This window comes from Streptomyces sp. NPDC017936, from assembly GCF_044328485.1.
Classification (GTDB): Bacteria; Actinomycetota; Actinomycetes; order Streptomycetales; family Streptomycetaceae; genus Streptomyces.
On the sequence record NZ_JBIRHK010000023.1, the window covers coordinates 73,958 to 92,908 of the forward strand.

15 protein-coding genes and 1 pseudogene are annotated in these 18,951 nt (G+C 73.3%); 10 read left to right on the forward strand and 6 right to left on the reverse strand.

The window, feature by feature from the left end:
• Positions 1-112: 112 nt before the first annotated feature.
• The 4 genes from gcvT (at position 113) to ACH4F6_RS35590 (ending at position 4,461) form a co-directional block, all read left to right on the forward strand.
• Positions 113-1,231, forward strand: a complete 1,119-nt coding sequence (gcvT, locus tag ACH4F6_RS35575; protein WP_397964522.1) for a glycine cleavage system aminomethyltransferase GcvT — start codon at positions 113-115, stop codon at positions 1,229-1,231.
• A 130-nt stretch (positions 1,232-1,361) separates the two neighbouring features.
• Complete coding sequence (gcvH, locus tag ACH4F6_RS35580; RefSeq protein ID WP_397964523.1) at positions 1,362-1,739, forward strand: glycine cleavage system protein GcvH; 378 nt, start codon at positions 1,362-1,364, stop codon at positions 1,737-1,739.
• A 14-nt stretch (positions 1,740-1,753) separates the two neighbouring features.
• The gene (gene glyA / locus ACH4F6_RS35585) at positions 1,754-3,019 is read left to right on the forward strand and encodes a serine hydroxymethyltransferase (RefSeq protein ID WP_397964524.1); all 1,266 of its coding nucleotides are present in this window, start codon (positions 1,754-1,756) and stop codon (positions 3,017-3,019) included.
• A 74-nt stretch (positions 3,020-3,093) separates the two neighbouring features.
• Entirely contained in the window at positions 3,094-4,461 is a 1,368-nt protein-coding gene (locus ACH4F6_RS35590) for an L-serine ammonia-lyase (protein WP_397964525.1), read from the forward strand.
• A 149-nt stretch (positions 4,462-4,610) separates the two neighbouring features.
• Here ACH4F6_RS35590 and ACH4F6_RS35595 read toward each other — a convergent pair whose 3' ends face one another.
• The 4 genes from ACH4F6_RS35595 to ACH4F6_RS35610 all read right to left on the reverse strand — a co-directional run bounded on the left by ACH4F6_RS35595 (position 4,611) and on the right by ACH4F6_RS35610 (position 7,889).
• Positions 4,611-5,195, reverse strand: a complete 585-nt coding sequence (locus ACH4F6_RS35595) for a rhodanese-like domain-containing protein (RefSeq protein ID WP_397964526.1) — start codon at positions 5,193-5,195, stop codon at positions 4,611-4,613.
• A gap of 183 nt (positions 5,196-5,378) precedes the next feature.
• Complete coding sequence (locus ACH4F6_RS35600; RefSeq protein WP_397964527.1) at positions 5,379-6,122, reverse strand: sulfite exporter TauE/SafE family protein; 744 nt, start codon at positions 6,120-6,122, stop codon at positions 5,379-5,381.
• Positions 6,119-6,484 carry a rhodanese-like domain-containing protein gene (locus tag ACH4F6_RS35605; RefSeq protein WP_397964528.1) on the reverse strand — a complete coding sequence of 122 codons (366 nt, stop codon included), beginning with the start codon at positions 6,482-6,484 and terminating at the stop codon, positions 6,119-6,121. Before ACH4F6_RS35605 ends, ACH4F6_RS35600 begins: the two co-directional genes overlap by 4 nt.
• Positions 6,485-6,530: 46 nt before the next feature.
• Positions 6,531-7,889 (reverse strand): rhodanese-like domain-containing protein, encoded by a 1,359-nt coding sequence (locus tag ACH4F6_RS35610; RefSeq protein ID WP_397964529.1) that lies wholly within the window; start codon positions 7,887-7,889, stop codon positions 6,531-6,533.
• A gap of 508 nt (positions 7,890-8,397) precedes the next feature.
• On the opposite strand from ACH4F6_RS35610, the gene ACH4F6_RS35615 reads away from it, so the two are divergent.
• From ACH4F6_RS35615 to sbnA, 5 genes are read left to right on the forward strand one after another with little or no spacing between them, the layout of a single operon-like run.
• Complete coding sequence (locus ACH4F6_RS35615; RefSeq protein ID WP_397964530.1) at positions 8,398-10,971, forward strand: Pls/PosA family non-ribosomal peptide synthetase; 2,574 nt, start codon at positions 8,398-8,400, stop codon at positions 10,969-10,971.
• 37 nt (positions 10,972-11,008) lie between these two features.
• Complete coding sequence (locus ACH4F6_RS35620) at positions 11,009-14,284, forward strand: amino acid adenylation domain-containing protein (protein ID WP_397964531.1); 3,276 nt, start codon at positions 11,009-11,011, stop codon at positions 14,282-14,284.
• Positions 14,285-14,305: 21 nt separating this feature from the next.
• Positions 14,306-15,310, forward strand: coding sequence for a TauD/TfdA family dioxygenase (locus ACH4F6_RS35625; RefSeq protein WP_397964532.1), 1,005 nt, complete (start codon positions 14,306-14,308; stop codon positions 15,308-15,310).
• Entirely contained in the window at positions 15,307-16,380 is a 1,074-nt protein-coding gene (gene sbnB, locus ACH4F6_RS35630; protein ID WP_397964533.1) for a 2,3-diaminopropionate biosynthesis protein SbnB, read from the forward strand. The genes ACH4F6_RS35625 and sbnB overlap by 4 nt, the downstream gene beginning before the upstream one ends.
• 58 nt (positions 16,381-16,438) lie before the next feature.
• A complete protein-coding gene (gene sbnA, locus ACH4F6_RS35635) occupies positions 16,439-17,413 on the forward strand; it encodes a 2,3-diaminopropionate biosynthesis protein SbnA (protein WP_397964534.1) in 975 nt (324 codons plus the stop codon).
• Positions 17,414-17,488: 75 nt separating this feature from the next.
• Here the strand turns inward: sbnA and ACH4F6_RS35640 are convergent, their stop codons facing one another.
• A complete protein-coding gene (locus tag ACH4F6_RS35640; protein WP_397964535.1) occupies positions 17,489-18,190 on the reverse strand; it encodes an NADPH-dependent F420 reductase in 702 nt (233 codons plus the stop codon).
• 67 nt (positions 18,191-18,257) lie between these two features.
• Positions 18,258-18,449 carry a zinc-binding dehydrogenase gene (locus tag ACH4F6_RS35645; protein WP_397964536.1) on the reverse strand — a complete coding sequence of 64 codons (192 nt, stop codon included), beginning with the start codon at positions 18,447-18,449 and terminating at the stop codon, positions 18,258-18,260.
• Here ACH4F6_RS35645 and ACH4F6_RS35650 point away from each other — a divergent pair.
• Positions 18,427-18,735, forward strand: a pseudogene (locus ACH4F6_RS35650) (helix-turn-helix transcriptional regulator); the annotation flags it as partial. The gene ACH4F6_RS35645 and the pseudogene ACH4F6_RS35650 sit on opposite strands and share 23 nt — an antisense overlap.
• Positions 18,736-18,951: the final 216 nt, after the last annotated feature.

Consider the following 18,951-nt stretch of genomic DNA (forward strand, 5'->3'; position numbering starts at 1 on the left):
ATGGCGAACCTCTCAGGTCCCGATGACAGATGGGGAGGAACGACCTCGCCTTCCCCACGCCCGGGTGCGCTCGCGCGCGGGGGACCCCATCGCACCGGGAGACGACCGACCGATGAGCAGCACCGAACTCCGTCACACCGCGCTCGACGCCCTGCATCGCTCGCTCGGCGCCACGATGACCGACTTCGCCGGCTGGGACATGCCCCTGCGCTACGGCTCCGAACGCGACGAGCACAACGCCGTACGGACCAGGGCCGGTCTCTTCGACCTCTCCCACATGGGTGAGATCACCGTCAGCGGCCCGCAGGCCGCCGCCCTCCTGAACCACGCCCTGGTCGGCGACATCGCCTCCGTCGGCGTCGGCCGCGCCCGCTACACCATGATCTGCCGGGCCGACGGCGGCATCCTCGACGACCTGATCGTCTACCGGCTCGCCGAGGCCGAGTTCATGGTCGTCGCCAACGCCTCCAACGCGCAGGTGGTGCTGGACGCCCTCGTGGAGCGTTCCGCCGGCTTCGACGCCGAGGTGCGCGACGACCGGGACGCGTACGCGCTGATCGCCGTCCAGGGACCCGAGTCGCCGGGCATCCTGGCGTCGCTCACCGACGCCGACCTCGACGGCCTGAAGTACTACGCCGGCCTGCCGGGCACCGTCGCCGGCGTCCCGGCGCTGATCGCGCGCACCGGCTACACCGGCGAGGACGGCTTCGAGCTGTTCGTGAAGCCGGAGCACGCGGTGGAGCTGTGGCAGGCGCTGACCAAGGCCGGTGCGGGCGTCGGTCTGATCCCCTGCGGCCTGTCCTGCCGCGACACCCTGCGCCTGGAGGCGGGCATGCCGCTGTACGGGCACGAGCTGTCGACCTCCCTCACCCCCTTCGACGCCGGGCTCGGCCGGGTGGTGAAGTTCGGGAAGGAGGGCGACTTCGTGGGGCGCGAGGCGCTCGCCGAGGCGGCCGACCGCGCCGGCGCGAACCCGCCGCGCGTCCTCGTCGGCCTGGTCGCCGAGGGCCGCCGCGTCCCGCGCGCCGGGTACGCGGTGGTCGCGGGCGGCGAGGTGATCGGCGAGGTCACCTCCGGCGCCCCCTCCCCCACGCTGGGCAAGCCGATCGCGATGGCCTACGTCGACGCCGCCCACGCGGCGCCGGGCACGCCGGGTGTCGGCGTGGACATCCGGGGCAGTCACGAGCCATACGAGGTCGTGGCGCTGCCGTTCTACAAGCGCCAGAAGTAGACACTCACAGCGGGAACAGCCCCCACCGGCTGTCCCCGGGCGTGACCCTGCGCACATTTCCGCTGCTCACGCACGTTTTCCGCAGTCCCCCATTCATCAGCACTCCCCCGCGTACAGGAGAATTCAGGCCATGAGCAACCCCCAGCAGCTGCGCTACAGCAAGGAGCACGAGTGGCTGTCGGCCGCCGAGGACGGCGTGTCGACGGTCGGCATCACGGAGCACGCGGCCAACGCGCTCGGCGACGTGGTCTTCGTCCAGCTCCCCGACGTCGGCGACACGGTCACCGCGGGCGAGTCCTGCGGCGAGCTGGAGTCGACCAAGTCGGTCAGCGAGCTGTACTCGCCGGTCGACGGTGAGGTCGTCGAGGTCAACCAGGACGTCGCCGACGACCCGTCCCTGGTGAACTCCGCCCCCTTCGAGGGCGGGTGGCTGTTCAAGGTACGCGTCACGGGCGAGCAGGAGGAGCTGCTGTCCGCCGACGAGTACACCGCCTACACCGCCGGCTGAGGAGTCGTAGACGCATGTCTGTCCTGAACACGCCCCTGCACGAGCTCGACCCGGAGGTCGCCGCGGCGGTCGACGCCGAGCTGCGCCGCCAGCAGTCCACGCTGGAGATGATCGCCTCGGAGAACTTCGCTCCGCTGGCGGTCATGGAGGCGCAGGGCTCGGTGCTGACGAACAAGTACGCCGAGGGCTACCCGGGCCGCCGCTACTACGGCGGCTGTGAGCACGTCGACGTGGCCGAGCAGATCGCGATCGACCGGATCAAGGACCTGTTCGGCGCCGAGTACGCCAACGTCCAGCCGCACTCGGGCGCCTCCGCCAACCAGGCCGCGCTGTTCGCGCTGGCCCAGCCCGGCGACACCATCCTGGGCCTGGACCTGGCGCACGGCGGTCACCTCACCCACGGGATGCGGCTGAACTTCTCCGGCAAGCAGTTCGACGTGGTCGCCTACCACGTGGACGCCGCGACCGGTCTGGTCGACATGGACGAGGTCGAGAAGCTCGCCAAGGAGCACCGGCCGAAGGTGATCATCGCGGGCTGGTCGGCGTACCCGCGGCAGCTGGACTTCGCCGCGTTCCGCCGGATCGCCGACGAGTCCGGGGCGTACCTGTGGGTGGACATGGCGCACTTCGCCGGTCTGGTCGCGGCGGGCCTGCACCCCAACCCGGTCGAGTACGCGGACGTGGTCACCTCCACCACGCACAAGACGCTCGGCGGCCCGCGCGGCGGCGTCATCCTGGCGAAGCAGGAGTTCGCGAAGAAGCTGAACTCGTCGGTCTTCCCGGGCTTCCAGGGCGGCCCGCTGGAGCACGTGATCGCGGCCAAGGCGGTGTCCTTCAAGGTCGCCGCCTCCGAGGAGTTCAAGGAGCGCCAGCGCCGCACGGTCGAGGGCGCGCGCATCCTGGCGGAGCGGCTCACGTCGGCCGACGCCCGCGAGGCCGGGATCAACGTGCTGTCCGGCGGCACCGACGTGCACCTGATCCTGGTCGACCTGCGCGAGTCCGAGCTGGACGGGCAGCAGGCCGAGGACCGCCTCCACGAGGTCGGCATCACCGTCAACCGCAACGCGGTCCCCGACGACCCGCGTCCGCCGATGGTCACCTCCGGCCTGCGCATCGGCACGCCGGCGCTGGCGACCCGCGGCTTCACCGCCGAGGACTTCGCCGAGGTCGCGGACGTGATCGCCCAGGCGCTGAAGCCGTCGTACGACGCCCGGGCCCTCAAGGCCCGCGTCACCGCCCTGGCCGACAAGCACCCGCTCTACCCCGGCCTGAACAAGTAAGTCCCCGGTGGGCACCCGGTACCGGCACAGCTGCCGGTGCCGGGTGCCCCCACCCCCCGTCTTGAGGAGTCACCGTGGCCATCTCGGTCTTCGACCTGTTCTCGATCGGCATCGGCCCGTCCAGCTCCCACACGGTCGGCCCGATGCGCGCGGCCCGCATGTTCGCCCGCCGCCTGCGCAACGAGGGTTTGCTGGACTCGGTCGCGTCGGTCCGCTCCGAGCTGTACGGCTCGCTGGGCGCCACCGGCCACGGCCACGGCACCCCGAAGGCCGTCCTGCTCGGCCTGGAGGGCGACTCGCCGCGCACGGTCGACGTGGAGACGGCGGACGAGCGGGTGGAGGAGATCAAGGCGGCCGGCCGGCTGCGGCTCCTCGGGGAGCGCGAGATCCCGTTCGACTTCGACGCGGACCTGGTGCTGCACCGCCGCGAGGCCCTGCCCTACCACGCGAACGGCATGACGCTGTGGGCCCACGACGCCCGGGGCGGCGAACTGCTGTCGAAGACGTACTACTCGGTGGGCGGCGGCTTCGTCGTCGACGAGGACGCGGTCGGCGCGGACCGGATCAAGCTCGACGACACCGTGCTGAAGTACCCCTTCCGCACCGGCGACGAGCTGCTGCGCCTGACGCGGGAGACCGGCCTGTCCATCTCCTCCCTGATGCTGGAGAACGAACGGGCCTGGCGGACCGAGGAGGAGATCCACGACGGTCTGCTGGAGATCTGGCGCGTGATGCGGGCCTGCGTCGCCCGCGGCATGTCCCGCGAGGGCATCCTCCCGGGCGGTCTGCGCGTCCGCCGCCGCGCGGCCGTCACCGCCCGCCAGCTCCGCGCCGAGGGCGACGCCCTGGCCCGTTCCATGGAGTGGATCACGCTCTACGCCATGGCCGTGAACGAGGAGAACGCCGCCGGCGGCCGGGTCGTCACCGCCCCCACCAACGGCGCGGCCGGCATCATCCCCGCCGTCCTGCACTACTACGTCAACTTCGTCCCCGGCGCGGACGAGGAAGGCGTCGTCCGCTTCCTCCTCGCCGCGGGCGCGATCGGCATGCTCTTCAAGGAGAACGCCTCCATCTCCGGCGCCGAGGTCGGCTGCCAGGGCGAGGTCGGCTCCGCCTGCTCGATGGCCGCCGGCGCCCTCGCCGAGGTCCTCGGCGGCTCCCCCGAGCAGGTGGAGAACGCGGCCGAGATCGGCATGGAGCACAATCTCGGCCTCACCTGCGACCCCGTCGGCGGTCTGGTCCAGATCCCCTGCATCGAGCGCAATGGCATGGCGGCGGTCAAGGCCGTCACCGCGGCCCGCATGGCCATGCGCGGCGACGGCACGCACAAGGTCTCCCTGGACAAGGTCATCAAGACCATGAAGGACACCGGCGCCGACATGAGCGTCAAGTACAAGGAGACGGCGCGGGGCGGGCTGGCGGTCAACATCATCGAGTGCTAGGGGAACGGGCCCTGGCCGGCGCGTCCGTGCCGGGCCGCCGGCCTGGGGCGCGGGGCGCTCCCGGGTCGCTCACCGCGCGCCGGGCCACCGTCGTCCGTGCGGCGCCGCGGGCCGGGACCACCCCGGCGCACCGCGACGGCCCCCACGGATCACGGTCGGCCGGTGCGCAGGCGGGCCAGTGCCGCGTCCAGGTCGGCCCGGCGGGGCCGGTTGTGGGGGAGCTCGGCGAGCAGGGCGGCCATGCCGCAGGTGTCGGTCACCGCGGAGAGGACCAGGCCGCCGGCGATGCCCGCGGACAGCAGCCGGAAGGCCGGGTGGACGGTCTCGCCCAGCGCCAGGCCGAGCAGGACGACCGAGCCGGCGGTGAGGCGGACCTGGCGTTCCATGCCCCAGGTCGCCTTCGTGCTCCCCCCGGGGCGTTCGAGGTCGTTGCCCTGGGCGGCCCAGGCGCCGGTCCCGCCGGCGAGGGTGGCGGCGCGGACGCCGTTCTCGGCGAGCGTCCGGCAGGCGTTCCCGGAGCGGGCGCCGGAGGCGCAGACGACGAGGAGTTCGCCGCGCTCGGCGGCGCCGCGGAGGTCCGGCAGGGCGCGGTCGAGCTGGTCGAGCGGGATGTTGAGGGCGCCGGGGAGGTGACCGCCGGCGTACTCGCCGGGGGTGCGCACGTCGATCACGGTCAGCTCGTGCAGGCGGGAGCGGGCCTGGTCGGGGGTGAGGGTGACGGGGGTGGTGGTCATGGCGGACGTGGTCCTTGTGCGTCGGTGGCACCCGGCGGAGGAGCGTTCGTCCCCTACGGCGGTGTGCCGGTGAGAAGTGGTCGTGGAGCGTGGTCTTGGGGAGGGTGCGCAGCGGTCGGCCGTGCCGAACGGCCGCTCCGGGCACGGGCACGGGCCGGCGGGCGGGGGGCCGTGCCGGCGCGGTCAGACGAACGCGTCGATCAGCATGAAGGCGGCGACCGCGAGCAGCACGCAGGCGAAGAGGCGCTGCAGCGTGGCGTCCTCGAGCCGGTGCGCCAGGCGTTTGCCGTCCCAGGCGCCCAGGACGGCGGCCGCCGTGAACGGTGCGACGACGGCCCAGTCCAGAGGCGTTCCGCTGCCGGCCCGGGCGCCGAGCGCGGCCAGCGAGTTGACCGTGACGACCAGCAGGCCGGTGCCGACGGCCCGGCGCATGGGCAGGCTCAGGACGCCCACCAGGGCGGGGACGGCGAGGAAGCCGCCGCCCACGCCGAGGAAGCCGGTGACCGCGCCGAGCCCGGCGCCGGCGGCGCCGGCCTTGCCGGGGTGCGCCGTGCCGGTGGTCCCGGCCCGCGGGGGCCGCAGCATGCGCAGCGCCGCGACGGTCGCGACGGCCGCGAACGCGATGGTCAGCGCGGTCGGGGGCAGGTGGCCGGCGGCGGCGCCGGCGAGCGTCGCGGGCACGATGCCCGCCGCGGCGAACAGCAGTCCCGTCCGCCAGGCCACCTGGCCGTCCCGGGTGTGCCCCACGAGCGCCGTGACCGACGTCAGGATGACGATGACCAGACCGGCGGTGGTCGCTGCCGCGGGGGTGAAACCGAGCAGGTAGATCAGGGCGGGCACCGCCAGGACGCTGCCGCCGCCGCCGAGGCCGCCGAGGGCCAGGCCGACGACGGCGCCGGCGACGAGCGCGAGAGTCAGAGCGGTCATGCCGCGGAGCCGTCGTTCCCGTGTGCGTCGACGACCGGGTGACCGGCGGCGGCCCACGCGTTCATGCCGCTCTCGACGTCCGCCGTCCCGGCGCCGCGTCGGGCCGGCGGCCGGGCGGCCCGCCGGGAGCGGTGCCCGCTGCGGCGGATCACCACCGGCGGCCGGCCCTGGGCCGTGCCCGGCGGGGCCGCTCCCCGGGTCGGGCCGGACAGCGGTGCGTGGACGGTGCCGGGCGCGTGCCCGGCGTTCCACTCGTCCTGCTCGCGCGCGTCCGGCGGGACGGCCGGGGCGCCGGCGCCCCGGGCGCGCCGGCGGGCCTCGCCGACGGTGACGCGGTCCCCGCCGTTGCGGAAGAGGGACATCACTCAGCCTCTCGGGAGATCGGAAGGAGGGGTGCGGCGGGGCCGCTCAGCCGGTGACGACGGTCAGTCCGGCGCCGGTGGCGGCGTCGAAGCCGTCGTCGACGGCCACCACGTCGCGGCCCGCGGCGTCGAGCAGGGAGGCGGCGACGGCGGCCCGCATGCCGCCGGCGCAGTGCACCCACACGGTGCCCGCGGGGACCTCGCCGAGCCGCCGGTGCAGCTCGTGGACCGGGATGTGCACGGAGCCGGCGACGTGTCCGCCGGCCCGCTCGGAGGCGCGGCGCACGTCCAGGACGACGATGCCGTCCGTGCCCCTCGCGGCCAGGCCGGCGAAGGTGGAGCGGGGGAAGGAGGCGAGCGGGGCGCCCTCGGCCACCCACTCCCCGGGCGCGCCGGTCGCGGCGGCCGCGGGCCGGTCGATGCCGACGCGCACCAGCTCGCGCTGGGCGGCGGCCAGCTGCTCGGGGGACTCGGCGAGCAGTGTCACCGGCTTGCCCCACGGGATCATCCACGCCAGGTAGGTGGCGATCTTGCCGTCGGCCTCGAAGTTGAACGACCCGGCGACGTGTCCCTCGGCGAACGCGACCCGGTTGCGCAGGTCCACGACCCATTCACCGGCCGCGAGGCGGGCGGCGATCCCGTCGGCGTCCGCGCCGGCCGGAGGCGTCAGGTCCACCGGGGCGGGACCGCCGGCGTTGGCCGGACCCATGTGCGCGTAGTAGGCGGGGACGTCGTCCAGGCCGGTCAGCAGACGGGCGACGAAGGAGTCCACGTCCGTGGTGAGCGCCGCGTTGGTCTTCTTCTCCTCGCCGATCGTGGTGGCGTCGCCCTCGGCCTGCGCCGAGGAGCAGAAGCTGCCGAAGCCGTGCGTGGGCAGCACCGACGTCTCGTCCGGCAGCTCCGCCGCCAGACGGTGCGCGGAGGCGTGCTGCGCACGCGCCAGCCGCTCGGTCAGGCGGGGTTCCACCAGGTCCGGGCGGCCCACCGTGCCGATCAGCAGCGAACCGCCGGTGAACGCCGCCACCGGCCGCCCCCGCTCCCGCAGCACGTAGGAGGTGTGGTGCGGCGTGTGGCCGGGCGTGGCGACGGCCCGCAGCTCCAGCCCGTCGTCGACGGCGACGGTGTCCCCGTCGGCCACCGGCACCCGTGCGAACGACACGTGCGCCGCGGCCGGCACCCGATAGGCGGCACCCGTCAGCCGCGCCAGCTCCGGACCGCCGGTGACGTAGTCGTTGTGGAGGTGGGTCTCCACCACGTGCGTGATCCGCACCCCGCGCCGTGCGGCCGCCGCCAGCACCTGGTCGACGTCGCGCGGCGGGTCCACCGCCACGGCCGTCCGCGTGCCGCCGGCCAGGTAGTGGCGGTTGCCGAGGCCCTCGAGCTCGATGGTGTCGATGAAGAACACGGGAACGCTCCCTTCCGCGAAATTACCCCCCGGGGTATGGGTGCCACCGTAGCACGGATACCCCGGGGGGTATTCATCCTCACGGTCGCCGCCGTCGTCGCCACCGTCCGCGCTCACGCGCGCACGGCGGCGGCAGCCCGCGGCCGTGCACGGGAGGAGCGGGGACCGGGTGCCCGGGACGCTGCTCCGAGCAGAGTCGGCCATGCGGTGGAAACCGGCGGGGCCGGATTCCGGCGGGCGCCCTCCCCGGAGCGGGCGGAATGCCATATGCCCGTTGGCGTCACGGCTTCTGACGCCCCTTCGGACGATGTGGGCGCGCGGTGGAACTTGAGTGGCGACCCGGTGGTGATCTGCCGAGACTGAGGGTGGTGACGAACGGTTTCCCGCGGAGTCATGGGCCGACGGCCTCCCGATTCCCGGACCGCCGGGGCTTCGGCTCGTCGGCGACACGGGGAAGCACCGGGTTCTCACCACAGGACCGATGGCGTCGTGAGCCCGAGGAGATCACATGGAGGGAAAGCCCGCCGAGGCGTTGACGGCCGATCCCGATCAGCCCGTCGCCCGGAACGGACACCCCGGCCGGACCGCCGGGACCGAGACGATACTCGGTGAGGTCCTGGCGGGAATCCTGCGTGTCGAGAAGGTGCCGGCCGAGAGCCACTTCTTCGACGAACTGGGCGCCGACTCGCTGCTCATGGCGCAGTTCTGCGCCCGGGTCAGAAAACGTCCGGAGCTGCCGTCGATCTCGATGAAGGACGTCTACCGGAACCCGACGATCAGAAGCCTGACGGCAGCGCTCGAGGAGACGTCACCGGCCCCGGCCGAGATCCCGCCGGTCCTCCCGCCGGCCGAGACGGCGGAACCGGCGAGCGCGGTGCAGCGTTTCGTCTGCGGGACGCTTCAGCTCCTCGTCTTCCTCGGTTACTCCTTCGCGGCCGCGTTCGTCGCCGCCACCGGCTTCGAGTGGATCTACCGGGCCACGGGGCCGGTCGACGTCTACCTGCGATCGGTCCTGTTCGGCGGCGCCGCGTTCCTCACCCTGTGCGCCCTTCCGGTCCTGGCGAAGTGGATCCTCGTCGGCCGCTGGAAGCCGGGGCGGATCCGCATCTGGAGCCTGGGGTACTTCCGTTTCTGGTGCGTCAAGGCACTGCTCCGGTCGAGTCCGCTCGTCCTGTTCGCCGGCACCCCGCTCCATGTGCTCCACCTGCGGGCGCTGGGCGCGAAAGTCGGTCGTGACGCGGTCGTTTTGTCCAAGAGCATCCCTGTATGCACCGATCTGCTCACCATCGGTGCGGGCGCGGTCGTCCGCAAGGACTCCACCTTCGCCTGCTACCGGGCCGAGGGGGGCCTGATCCGGACGGGGACGGTCACCCTCGGCAGCCGGGCGTTCGTCGGCGAGGCGACGGTGATCGACATCGAGACCTCGCTGGGCGACGGGGCCCAGCTCGGCCACTCCTCCTCCCTGCAGTCCGGGCAGGCGGTGCCCGCGGGGGAGACCTGGCACGGCTCCCCCGCGCAGCGGGCCGAGGTGGACTACCGCACGGTGGCCCCCGTCGAGTGCCGCACCCTGCACAAGGCCGCGTTCACCGTCGCGCAGGTGCTGAGCACGCTGTTCCTCTACCTCCCGCTGGCGATCGGCGGCGTGGCCCTGCTGCTCAGCGTGGTGCCGAGCCCGGCCGGGAGCGTGGAGGCGGGCGACCTGGCCGTCACCGGCCGGTCGGTCTGCCTGGAGGCCCTGGCCGTCTCCTTCGTGGGCTTCTTCGGCTCCGCGCTGGTGGGCCTGCTCCTGGTGGTCACCGTCCCCCGGGTGCTCAACCTGGCGATCGAGCCGGACCGGGTCTACCGCCTGTACGGCTTCCACTACGGGGTCCACCGGGCGATCGAGCGCCTGACCAACCGCAAGTTCTTCAAGGTCGTCTTCGGGGACAGCTCCTGCATCGTCCACTACCTGCGCGGCCTCGGGTACGACCTCGGGCGGATCGAGCAGACGGGGTCGAACTTCGGGACGGAGATGCAGCACGACACCCCGTTCCTCACCCGGATCGGCAGCGGGACGATGGTCGCCGACGGGCTCTCCGTGATCAACGCCGACTTCTCGCACACGTCCTTCCGCGTGTCCCGGGTGTCGATCGGCCCGCGGAACTTCCTCGGGAACCGGATCCACTACCCCGCTCAGGGCAGGACGGGCGACAACTGCCTCCTCGCCACGAAGGTCATGGTGCCCGTCGACGGGCCCGTCCGGGAGGGCGTCGGACTGCTCGGCTCACCCTGCTTCGAGATTCCCCGGTCGGTCGAGCGCGACGGCAGGTTCGACCACTTCAAGACCGGCGACGAACTGAGCCGCCGGCTCGCGGCGAAGAACAGGCACAACGCCGTCACCATCGGCCTGTTCCTGCTGACCCGGTGGATCTACTACTTCGCCGTGGTCCTGATCGCGTCCGCGGCCTCGGCCCTCTATCCCTCGTACGGCGCCCCGGTGATCGCGCTCGCCTCGGTCGTCGCCCTCCTTTTCGGCGTCGGCTACTTCGTCCTGCTCGAACGCGTCGCCACGGGATTCCGGCCCCTGCGCCCGCTGTACTGCTCGATCTACGACACCGCGTTCTGGCGGCACGAGCGCTACTGGAAACTCACGGCCATGACGGAGCGCATCGCCCTGTTCGACGGCACCCCGTTCAAATGCCTCGTCTGGCGCCTCCTGGGTGTCCGGATCGGGAAAAGGGTCTTCGACGACGGCTGTTTCATGCCGGAACGGACCCTGGTCACCATCGGCGACGACTGCACGCTCAACGCCGGCACCGTCATCCAGTGCCATTCGCAGGAGGACGGCACCTTCAAATCCGACCGCAGCACCCTCCATTCCGGCTGCACTCTCGGGGCCGGCGCCTTCGTCCACTACGGCGTGACGATGGGCGCCGGTTCGGTGCTCGCCCCCGACTCCTTCTTGATGAAAGGCGAGGAGATCCCGCAGCGCGCACGATGGGAAGGGAATCCTGCCAGGGAGATGCGGGGCGAGACGGCCGGTACCCGTTTCCTCCACGACGGGAAGGACAGCGGCCGGGGCGTCCTGGTCGGCGGTGAATAGCAGCGTGGCAACGGAAAGCGGAGCGGAGAAATACCCGATGGAAGCGCTCGCGGAAACCGGCCGGGAATTCTGGCGCGGAATGCTCATGGCCGGCGGGTCCACCACGATCCCCCGGTGGACCCTCGATCCGGCGCCGGGCGTCGCCGAGCACGAGACGGCGATCCCCGAGGACCTCACGGCGGCACTGCGCCGGCTCGCCGGCGAGCCGGCCGTGTCGTTCGGCGCGGTGCTGCTGGCGGCGCACGCCAAGGTGCTCGCCGCGCTGTCCGGCGAGAGCGAGGTCACGACCGGCTACGTCGCCCGGGAGGGGGGCCGTCCGCTGCCCTGCCGGCTGACGACCGAACGCGACTCGTGGCGGACGCTGCTGAAGGAGGCGCACGGAGTCGCGGCGGAGATGACGGCCCACGGGGACTTCCCGGTCGAGGCCCTCCGGCAGGAGCTGCACCTGACCGAGCCCGTGTTCGAAACGGTGCTCGACCCGGCCGGCGACGGCGGCGAGCCCGCCGGGCCGGACGACGGCGTGGTGCTCCGGGTGGGCGTCTCCTCCCGCGGCGGCCGGCAGGTGCTCCGGCTGAGGTACCGCACCGACGTGCTCGACGCGGACTGCGCCGCGCGGATCGCGGGATACCACCTCACCGCGCTCTCGCTGCTGGCGGCCGATCCGGACGCCGAGCACGCGCGGCAGAGCCTGCTCTCCCCCGAGGAACTCCGCTTCCAGCTGGAAGGACTCGCCGGGCCCCGCCGCGAGCTGCCGGACCGCCGGTTCCACGAGGTGTTCGAGGAGCGCGCGGCGGCCCACCCGGACGCGGTGGCGGTCGTCCACGGCGACCGGCGCTGGACGTACCGGGAGCTCAACGCGCGGGCGAACCGCCTGGGGCGGGCCCTGCTGGCCCGCGGGCTGCGCCGCGAGGACGTCGTCGCCGTGGTGATGGAGCGCAACCCGGACTGGATGGCCGCCGTCCTGGCGGTCTTCAAGGCGGGCGGCGCGTACCTGCCGGTCGAGCCCCACTTCCCCGGCGACCGCATCGCGGCCATGCTCTCCCGCGCCGAGTGCGGGCTCGTCCTGACCGAGCCCGGCAGCACCGCCTCGCTCGACCAGGCCCTCGGGTCGCTGCCCGGCGTGCGGACGCTCCTCGTCGACGAGGCCTGCCGGGAGGACCGCGCCGAGGACGACCTCGGCGTCGAGGTCACGCCGGACCAGCTCGCCTACGTCTACTTCACCTCCGGCTCGACCGGTGAGCCCAAGGGGGCGATGTGCGAGCACGCGGGGATGCTCAACCACCTCTACGCCAAGATCGACGACCTCGGCATCGGCGAGGGCCAGGTGGTCGCCCAGACCGCGCCCCAGTGTTTCGACATCTCGCTGTGGCAGCTGGTCAGCGCCCTGATGGTCGGCGGGCGGACCCTGATCGTCGAGCAGGAGGTGATCCTGGACGCCGGACGCTTCCTCGACCGGATCGTCGAGGGCCGGGTGGCCGTGCTCCAGGTGGTGCCGTCGTACCTCGAGGTCCTGGTGTCCTGTCTGGAGCAGGATCCCCGCGGGCTGCCGGACCTGCGCTGCGTGTCGGTCACCGGCGAGGCGCTGAAGAAGGAGCTCACCCAGCGCTGGTTCGCGGTCCAGCCCGGGATCAAGCTGGTCAACGCGTACGGGCTGACCGAGACCTCCGACGACACCAACCACGAGGTCATGGACCGGGTGCCGGAGCGCGAGCGGGTGCCGCTCGGCCCTCCCGTCAACAACGTGCGCGTCTACGTCGTCGACGACCGTCTCCGGCCGGTGCCGCTGGGGGCGCCCGGCGCGATCGTCTTCTCCGGGGTGTGCGTCGGCCGCGGGTACGTCAACGATCCCGAGCGGACCCGGCAGGCGTACCTGACCGATCCGTACCGCGAGGGCGAGCGGCTCTACCGGGGCGGCGACTTCGGCCGCTGGCTGCCGGAGGGCAAGCTGGAGTTCCTCGGCCGCCGGGACACCCAGGTCAAGATCCGCGGGTTCCGCATCGAGATCGGCGAGATCGAGAACACCCTGCTGCGGGTGCCCGGGGTCCGCGACGGCGCGGTGGTGGTCGCCGAGCGGGCCGACCACAGCAAGCACCTGGTCGCCTTCTGCTCCGGCCCGGAGCCGCTCGACCCGGACGTCCTGCGCGACCGGCTCGGCGAGTCGCTGCCCGGGTACATGGTCCCCTCGGCCTTCCACTGGCGGGAGAGCCTGCCGCTGACCGCCAACAGCAAGATCGACCGGAGGCGGCTGGTGGCGCTCGCCGCGGAGCTGTACGCCACGGAGGACGACCGCCGGGGGCGCCAGGGCCCGACCACGCCGACGGAACGGCGGCTGGCGGCCGCGTGGGCGCAGGTGCTCGGTGTCCCGGAGGCGGAGATCGACCGGCGGGACCACTTCTTCGACCGGGGCGGCACCTCGCTGTCCGCGGTGAAGCTGGCGATCGTCCTGGACCGCGCGGTGTCCCTCAAGGACCTCACCGCCCATCCGGTCCTCGCCGACCTGGCCCGGCTCGTCGACGGCCGCGGCGAACGGCGCTCCGGCCTGCTGCAGCGGCTGTCCGGGCCGGCCGGGGCAGGGGGCGCCGCGCTGGTGTGCTTCCCCCACGCCGGCGGTCACGCGGTGAACTTCCAGCCGTTGGCCAGGGCGCTGCGGGACGGCGGTCCGGCGGTCCACGCCGTGGAGCTCCCCGGGCACGACCCGGCCGCCGGTGACGAGCCGTTCGCGTCCCTGGAGCAGGTCGCCGAGCAGGTCGTCGCCGAGATCACCCGGCTCGGCCTCACGGACGTCCTGCTGTGGGGGCAGTCCTCGGGGAGCGCCTTCGCCGTGGAGACGGCCCGCAGGCTGGAGGGCGGCGGGGTGCGCGTGCGACGGGTGTTCCTCGGCGCGCACCTGCTCGGCGACCCCGCCGGCCGGCGCGCCGCCGCGGCCGGGCTGAGCCGGCTGAGCGACGCCGAGATCGCCGCGCGGCTGAGCGCGGACCCCGGGCAGGCCGAGCTCGGCCTGCTGGAGCCGCGGCGCGTCGAGCGGATCGGCGCCGCCTACCGGCACGACTGCGCGGCGGCGCACCACTACTTCGCCGGCCTCGGGGAGACCGCGCCCGTCCCCAGGCTGTCCGCGCCGGTCACCGTGGTCGTCGCCGCCGACGACCCGAACACGGCCGGGTTCCGGGACCGGTACCTCGACTGGCGGCTCCTGGCCGACCACGTCGACCTCCACGAACTCGCCGACGGCGGCCACTACTTCCTGCGCACCCGTCCGGCCGAGGCGGCGCGGGCCGTGCTGGGCGCCGCCGCCGGACTGCCGGCTTCCCGCTGAGCTGACTGAAAGGACATCACGATGCGGATCACTTCCCCGGCGCCCCGGCTCGAGGTGGAGCTGCGGCCGGGCAGGCCGCCGCTGCTGCGGGCCGAGGCCGGCGGCGACGCCACGGGCTGGGCGGCCGAGCACCGGACCGCGCTGCGCGAGGCGGTCACCGAGCACGGGTCGGTCCTGGTCCGCGGCCTCGGGCTGCGCGACGCGGCCGGGACCGGTGCCGTCTTCCGGCGGCTGGCCGACGGCCTGATGACCGAGAAGGAGTCGTTCGCGCCCCGGCAGGCCCACGACGACGGGGTGTACTCCTCCACCAAGTGGCCGCCGAACCAGCAGATGTGCATGCACCACGAGCTGAGCTACGCCCTGGAGTTCCCCGGGCTGATGCTCTTCGCGTGCCTCGTCGCTCCCGACGGGGGCGGGGCGACCGCGCTGGCCGACTCGGCCGCCGTGCTGGACGCGCTGCCGGCCGGGCTGGTCGAGCGGTTCGAGCGGGAGGGCTGGCTGCTCACCCGTAACTACAACGACGAGATCGGGGCGTCCTTCGCCGAGGCGTTCGGCACGGAGGACCGCGGCGCCGTGGAGAGCTACTGCCGCGCCCACGCGATCGACGTCGAGTGGCGGCCGGACGGCACGCTGCGCACCCGGCAGCGCCGCAGCGCCGTGGTGCGCCACCCGGTCAGCGGCCGGCGCTGCTGGTTCAACCAGATCGCGTTCCTCAACGAGTGGACGATCGCCCCGGAGGTGCGCGAGTACCTGGTGGACGAGTACGGCGCCGACGGGCTGCCGTTCACCACCGGCTTCGGCGGCGGCGACCCGATCGGGGAGGACGTCGTCCGGCTGATCAACGAGGTCTACGAGGCCCACACCGTGCGCGAGCCGTGGCAGGCCGGCGATCTGCTGGTCGTCGACAACGTCCGCACCGCCCACAGCCGGGAGCCGTTCGAGGGGGCGCGGGAGGTCCTGGCCGGGCTCGCCGACCCGGTGCGCCTGGCCGACTGCTCGCCGACCGTGACGGCGGCGGGCCGATGAGCACCGTACGTTCCACCGAGAGGGAGTCCGCCATGCCGTCCGAGCCGATCACCGTGCCGCCGTTCGCCGTGATCCCCGGCGCCCAGGTGCAGCAGGTGCTGCGGGGGCGCGAGAAACAGATCGTCGAACTGGTCGAGGAGACGTACCGGCTGCACGGCGCCGGTGACTCGGTGAACCCGCCGTCCTACTTCCTGCGCTTCCCCGACCGCCCGTCCTCCCGGATCATCGCGCTGCCGGCCTCGATCGGCGGACGGGTACGGGTGGACGGCCTCAAGTGGATCTCCAGCTTCCCGGAGAACGTCGCGGCCGGCGTGCCGAGGGCGTCGGCCGTGCTGATCCTCAACGACCACGACACGGGGTACCCGTTCGCCTGCCTGGAGAGCTCGATCATCAGCGCCACCAGGACCGCGGCCTCGGCGGCGCTGGCGGCCGACCGGCTCAGCCGCCACCGGCGGCGCCCCACGCGCGTGGGGTTCTTCGGGACGGGCCTGATCGCCCGCTACATCCACTCCTTCCTGGCCGGCACCGGCTGGTCGTTCGACGAGATCGGGGTGCACGACCTGTCCGCGGACAGCGCCGCCGGTTTCCGCGGGTACCTGGAGGAGTCGGGCGCCGCCGGGCGGATCACCGTGCACGACAGCGCCGAGCGGCTGATCCGCTCCAGCGACCTGGTGGTCTTCGCCACGGTCGCGGGACGGCCGCACGTCCACGACGTGTCCTGGTTCGGGCACAACCCGCTGGTGCTGCACGTGTCCCTGCGCGATCTGGCGCCCGAGATCCTGCTCGCCTCGGCCAACGTCGTCGACGACGTCGAGCACTGCCTGAAGGCCGACACCTCGCCGCACCTGGCGGAACAGCTCACCGGCGGCCGCGACTTCCTGGACGGCACGCTGGACGACGTGATGGCCGGGCGGGTCCGGCCGCCGGACGACCGGCCGCTGGTGTTCTCGCCCTTCGGCCTCGGGGTGCTCGACCTGGCGGTCGGCAAGTACGTCTACGACGAGGTGGCCCGATCGGGCGGACTGCACGTGGTCGACGACTTCTTCCACGAGCTGCGCCGGTACGGATGAGCGCGGCCGGACCGAATCCCAGACCACTCGCGGTTCTTCTCCGGAGAGGGAGACCCCCATGCCCGTCATCTCCGTTCCCCAGGCGTACAACGAGGAGGAACTCTATGTCGACCTGAGGTCGCTCTTCGGGCACTCGCTCTTCCTCAAGTGCGAGGGCTTCAACTTCGCCGGCTCCATCAAGCTGAAGGCCGCGAACGGGATGGTGGAGGCCGCGGAGCGGGAGGGGGTCCTCAAGCCGGGCTCCATCCTGGTCGAGTCGTCGTCCGGGAACCTGGGGGTGGCCCTCGCCATCATCGCGGCCAACAAGGGCTACCCGTTCCTGTGCGTGACGGACGCGCGCTGCAACCTGTCGAGCCGGCTGCTCATGGAGGCGCTCGGCAGCCGGGTGCACACCATCGTCGACCCCGATCCCAAGACCGGCTTCCTGGGCGCGCGGCTCGACTGCGTCCGGGCGCTGTGCGCCACCGACGACCGGTACGTGTGGCTCAGCCAGTACACCAACCCGGAGAACTGGCGAGCGCACTTCCGTACGACGGCGCCGGCGATCGCGCGTCAGTTCCCGCGGCTGGACGTGCTGTTCATCGGCGCCGGCACCACCGGCACGCTGATGGGGTGCGCGCGGTTCTTCCGCCGGTGGCACCGGCCGGTGCGGATCGTCGCGGTGGACAGTGCCGGCTCGGTCTCGTTCGGCGGCCCGGCCGGCCGGCGGATGATCCCCGGCCTCGGCATGAGCGTGCGCCCGCCGCTGCTCGACGAGTCCTACGTGGACGAGGTCGTCCGGGTCGAGGAGGTGGACACGATCCGGGCCTGCCACCGTCTGGTCCGGCACGGGTTCCTCTTCGGCGGCTCCACCGGCACGGTGGTCAGCGGTGCGGCCGACTGGCTGGCCCGGCAGAACGGGCCGCGTGACCTCACGGCCGTGGCCATCGCGCCGGACCTGGGCGAGCGCTACCTCGACACCATCTACCAGACCACCTGGCTCCGCGACGTCTACGGGGAGGACGTGCTCAGGTCGGCGACCAGCCGCCCCTGACCCCCTGCCGGGCGGAGCCGCGCCGGCCCCGGGAGGCCGTCCGGGACCGGTCCCCCGGCCGCCGGGGCCCGTCCCCTAGCCGCGGAAGTCCGGCTTGCGCTCGGGGCTCGCCTGCGCGAGGGCCTCGGTGACCTCGGTGACGCCCCCGCGCAGGCCGTAGACGGGGGTGTCGGGCTGCTGCCGCCAGGAGTCGTCGATGCCGCCCGCGTCGACCGTGTCGAAGCCGAGGTCGTCGATGAGGGCGCGGACCTTCGCCTTCGCCGCCTCGTCGTCGCCGGCCACCGGCAGGGCGATGCGGTCGGGGTCGCCGGCGGGGCGCGGGCGGTCCAGGATGTCCTGGGCGTAGGTGCCGTTGAAGGCCTTGATCACGGGGTGGCCGATCTGGCGTTCCGTCCAGCGGCTCTCGGTGAGGCCCTCGTCCTCGATCCCGGCGATCCGGCCGTCGCGCTGCCGGGGGTAGTAGTTGCCGGTGTCGATGACCGCGACGTCCTCGGCCGCCTCGTCCAGCAGGCCCTTCGGCAGGTCGGGCACCGCCTTGAGCGGGATCGTGACGACCACGACCTCGGCTCCGCGGGCCGCCTCCTCGACCGGGACGGGCGTCGCGCCGGTCTCCTCGGCCAGGGCGGTGAGCGTGTGGGGACCGCGGGAGTTGGCGACGGAGACGTCGTGCCCGAGGGCGGTGAGCCGTCGGGTGAGGTTGCCGCCGATGTTGCCCGCGCCGATGACGCCGATCTTCATGACAGGCCCTTCCAGGTTCGGAATTCGATGCACACGCATACGACTGTGTGGCGTCAACCCGGTGCGGCTCCCGGCTATTCCGGAGGGTGGGCCGGACGGGTGACCGCTACCGGACCCGTACGACGATCTTGCCGGTGTGCCGGTTGGACTCCCTCAGACGGTGCGCGTCCCGGATGCGGTCGAGTCCCTCGAAGACCTCGCCGACGACCGGGCGGAAGCCGCCGTCGGCGAGGCCCGCGTCGAGGAAGGCGGTGGAGCGGCGGCGGCCGTCGGGCGTGCCGGCGGCCCTGCGCGCCATCCACGGCGACCCGGCCCACCCCTGGACGGTCGAGGAGCTCGGCGCCGCGAGCGGCCTGTCGCGCGCGGCCTTCGCCCGCCGCTTCAGCGCGCTGGCCGGCGAACCGCCGCTCGCCTGCCTCACCTGGTGGCGCATGACGACCGCGGGCCGCCTCCTGCGCGAGGAGGACCTCCCCCTGCGCCAGATCGCCCGGCGCACGGGCCACACCTCGGAGTTCGCCTTCGCCAAGGCGTTCAAGCGGGAGTACGGGGTGGCGCCGGGTCAGTACCGGAGGCGGGTGTCGTGAGGCGAGGGCCGTCGTCCCGGCCGGGCCGGCCGGCCACGGGGGACGGCGCCTCCCGGACGTCCCGCACCCGCCGGAGGAGCGGCGGTCACGGCCGGTGAGAACGCCGGAAGGGCGCCCCGCCGGGCGGGTCCTGCCCGGCCGGGCGCCCGTCCGGGGCACGCGTCACTTGTTGAGGTGGGTGCAGAAAACGTCGAACGACAAGAGCGTGTGGCCCGT

Bases quoted from the DNA above. Each gene is read 5' to 3' on its own strand.
- ACH4F6_RS35640 (WP_397964535.1), bottom strand. From the start codon at position 18,190: ATGCGTGTGCATCGAATTCCGAACCTGGAAGGGCCTGTCATGAAGATC.
- gcvH (WP_397964523.1), top strand. From the start codon at position 1,362: ATGAGCAACCCCCAGCAGCTGCGCTACAGCAAGGAGCACGAGTGGCTG.
- ACH4F6_RS35615 (WP_397964530.1), top strand. From the start codon at position 8,398: ATGGAGGGAAAGCCCGCCGAGGCGTTGACGGCCGATCCCGATCAGCCC.
- sbnB (WP_397964533.1), top strand. From the start codon at position 15,307: ATGAGCACCGTACGTTCCACCGAGAGGGAGTCCGCCATGCCGTCCGAG.
- sbnA (WP_397964534.1), top strand. From the start codon at position 16,439: ATGCCCGTCATCTCCGTTCCCCAGGCGTACAACGAGGAGGAACTCTAT.
- ACH4F6_RS35595 (WP_397964526.1), bottom strand. From the start codon at position 5,195: ATGACCACCACCCCCGTCACCCTCACCCCCGACCAGGCCCGCTCCCGC.
- ACH4F6_RS35620 (WP_397964531.1), top strand. From the start codon at position 11,009: ATGGAAGCGCTCGCGGAAACCGGCCGGGAATTCTGGCGCGGAATGCTC.
- gcvT (WP_397964522.1), top strand. From the start codon at position 113: ATGAGCAGCACCGAACTCCGTCACACCGCGCTCGACGCCCTGCATCGC.
- ACH4F6_RS35605 (WP_397964528.1), bottom strand. From the start codon at position 6,484: ATGTCCCTCTTCCGCAACGGCGGGGACCGCGTCACCGTCGGCGAGGCC.
- ACH4F6_RS35645 (WP_397964536.1), bottom strand. From the start codon at position 18,449: ATGGCGCGCAGGGCCGCCGGCACGCCCGACGGCCGCCGCCGCTCCACC.
- ACH4F6_RS35625 (WP_397964532.1), top strand. From the start codon at position 14,306: ATGCGGATCACTTCCCCGGCGCCCCGGCTCGAGGTGGAGCTGCGGCCG.
- glyA (WP_397964524.1), top strand. From the start codon at position 1,754: ATGTCTGTCCTGAACACGCCCCTGCACGAGCTCGACCCGGAGGTCGCC.
- ACH4F6_RS35600 (WP_397964527.1), bottom strand. From the start codon at position 6,122: ATGACCGCTCTGACTCTCGCGCTCGTCGCCGGCGCCGTCGTCGGCCTG.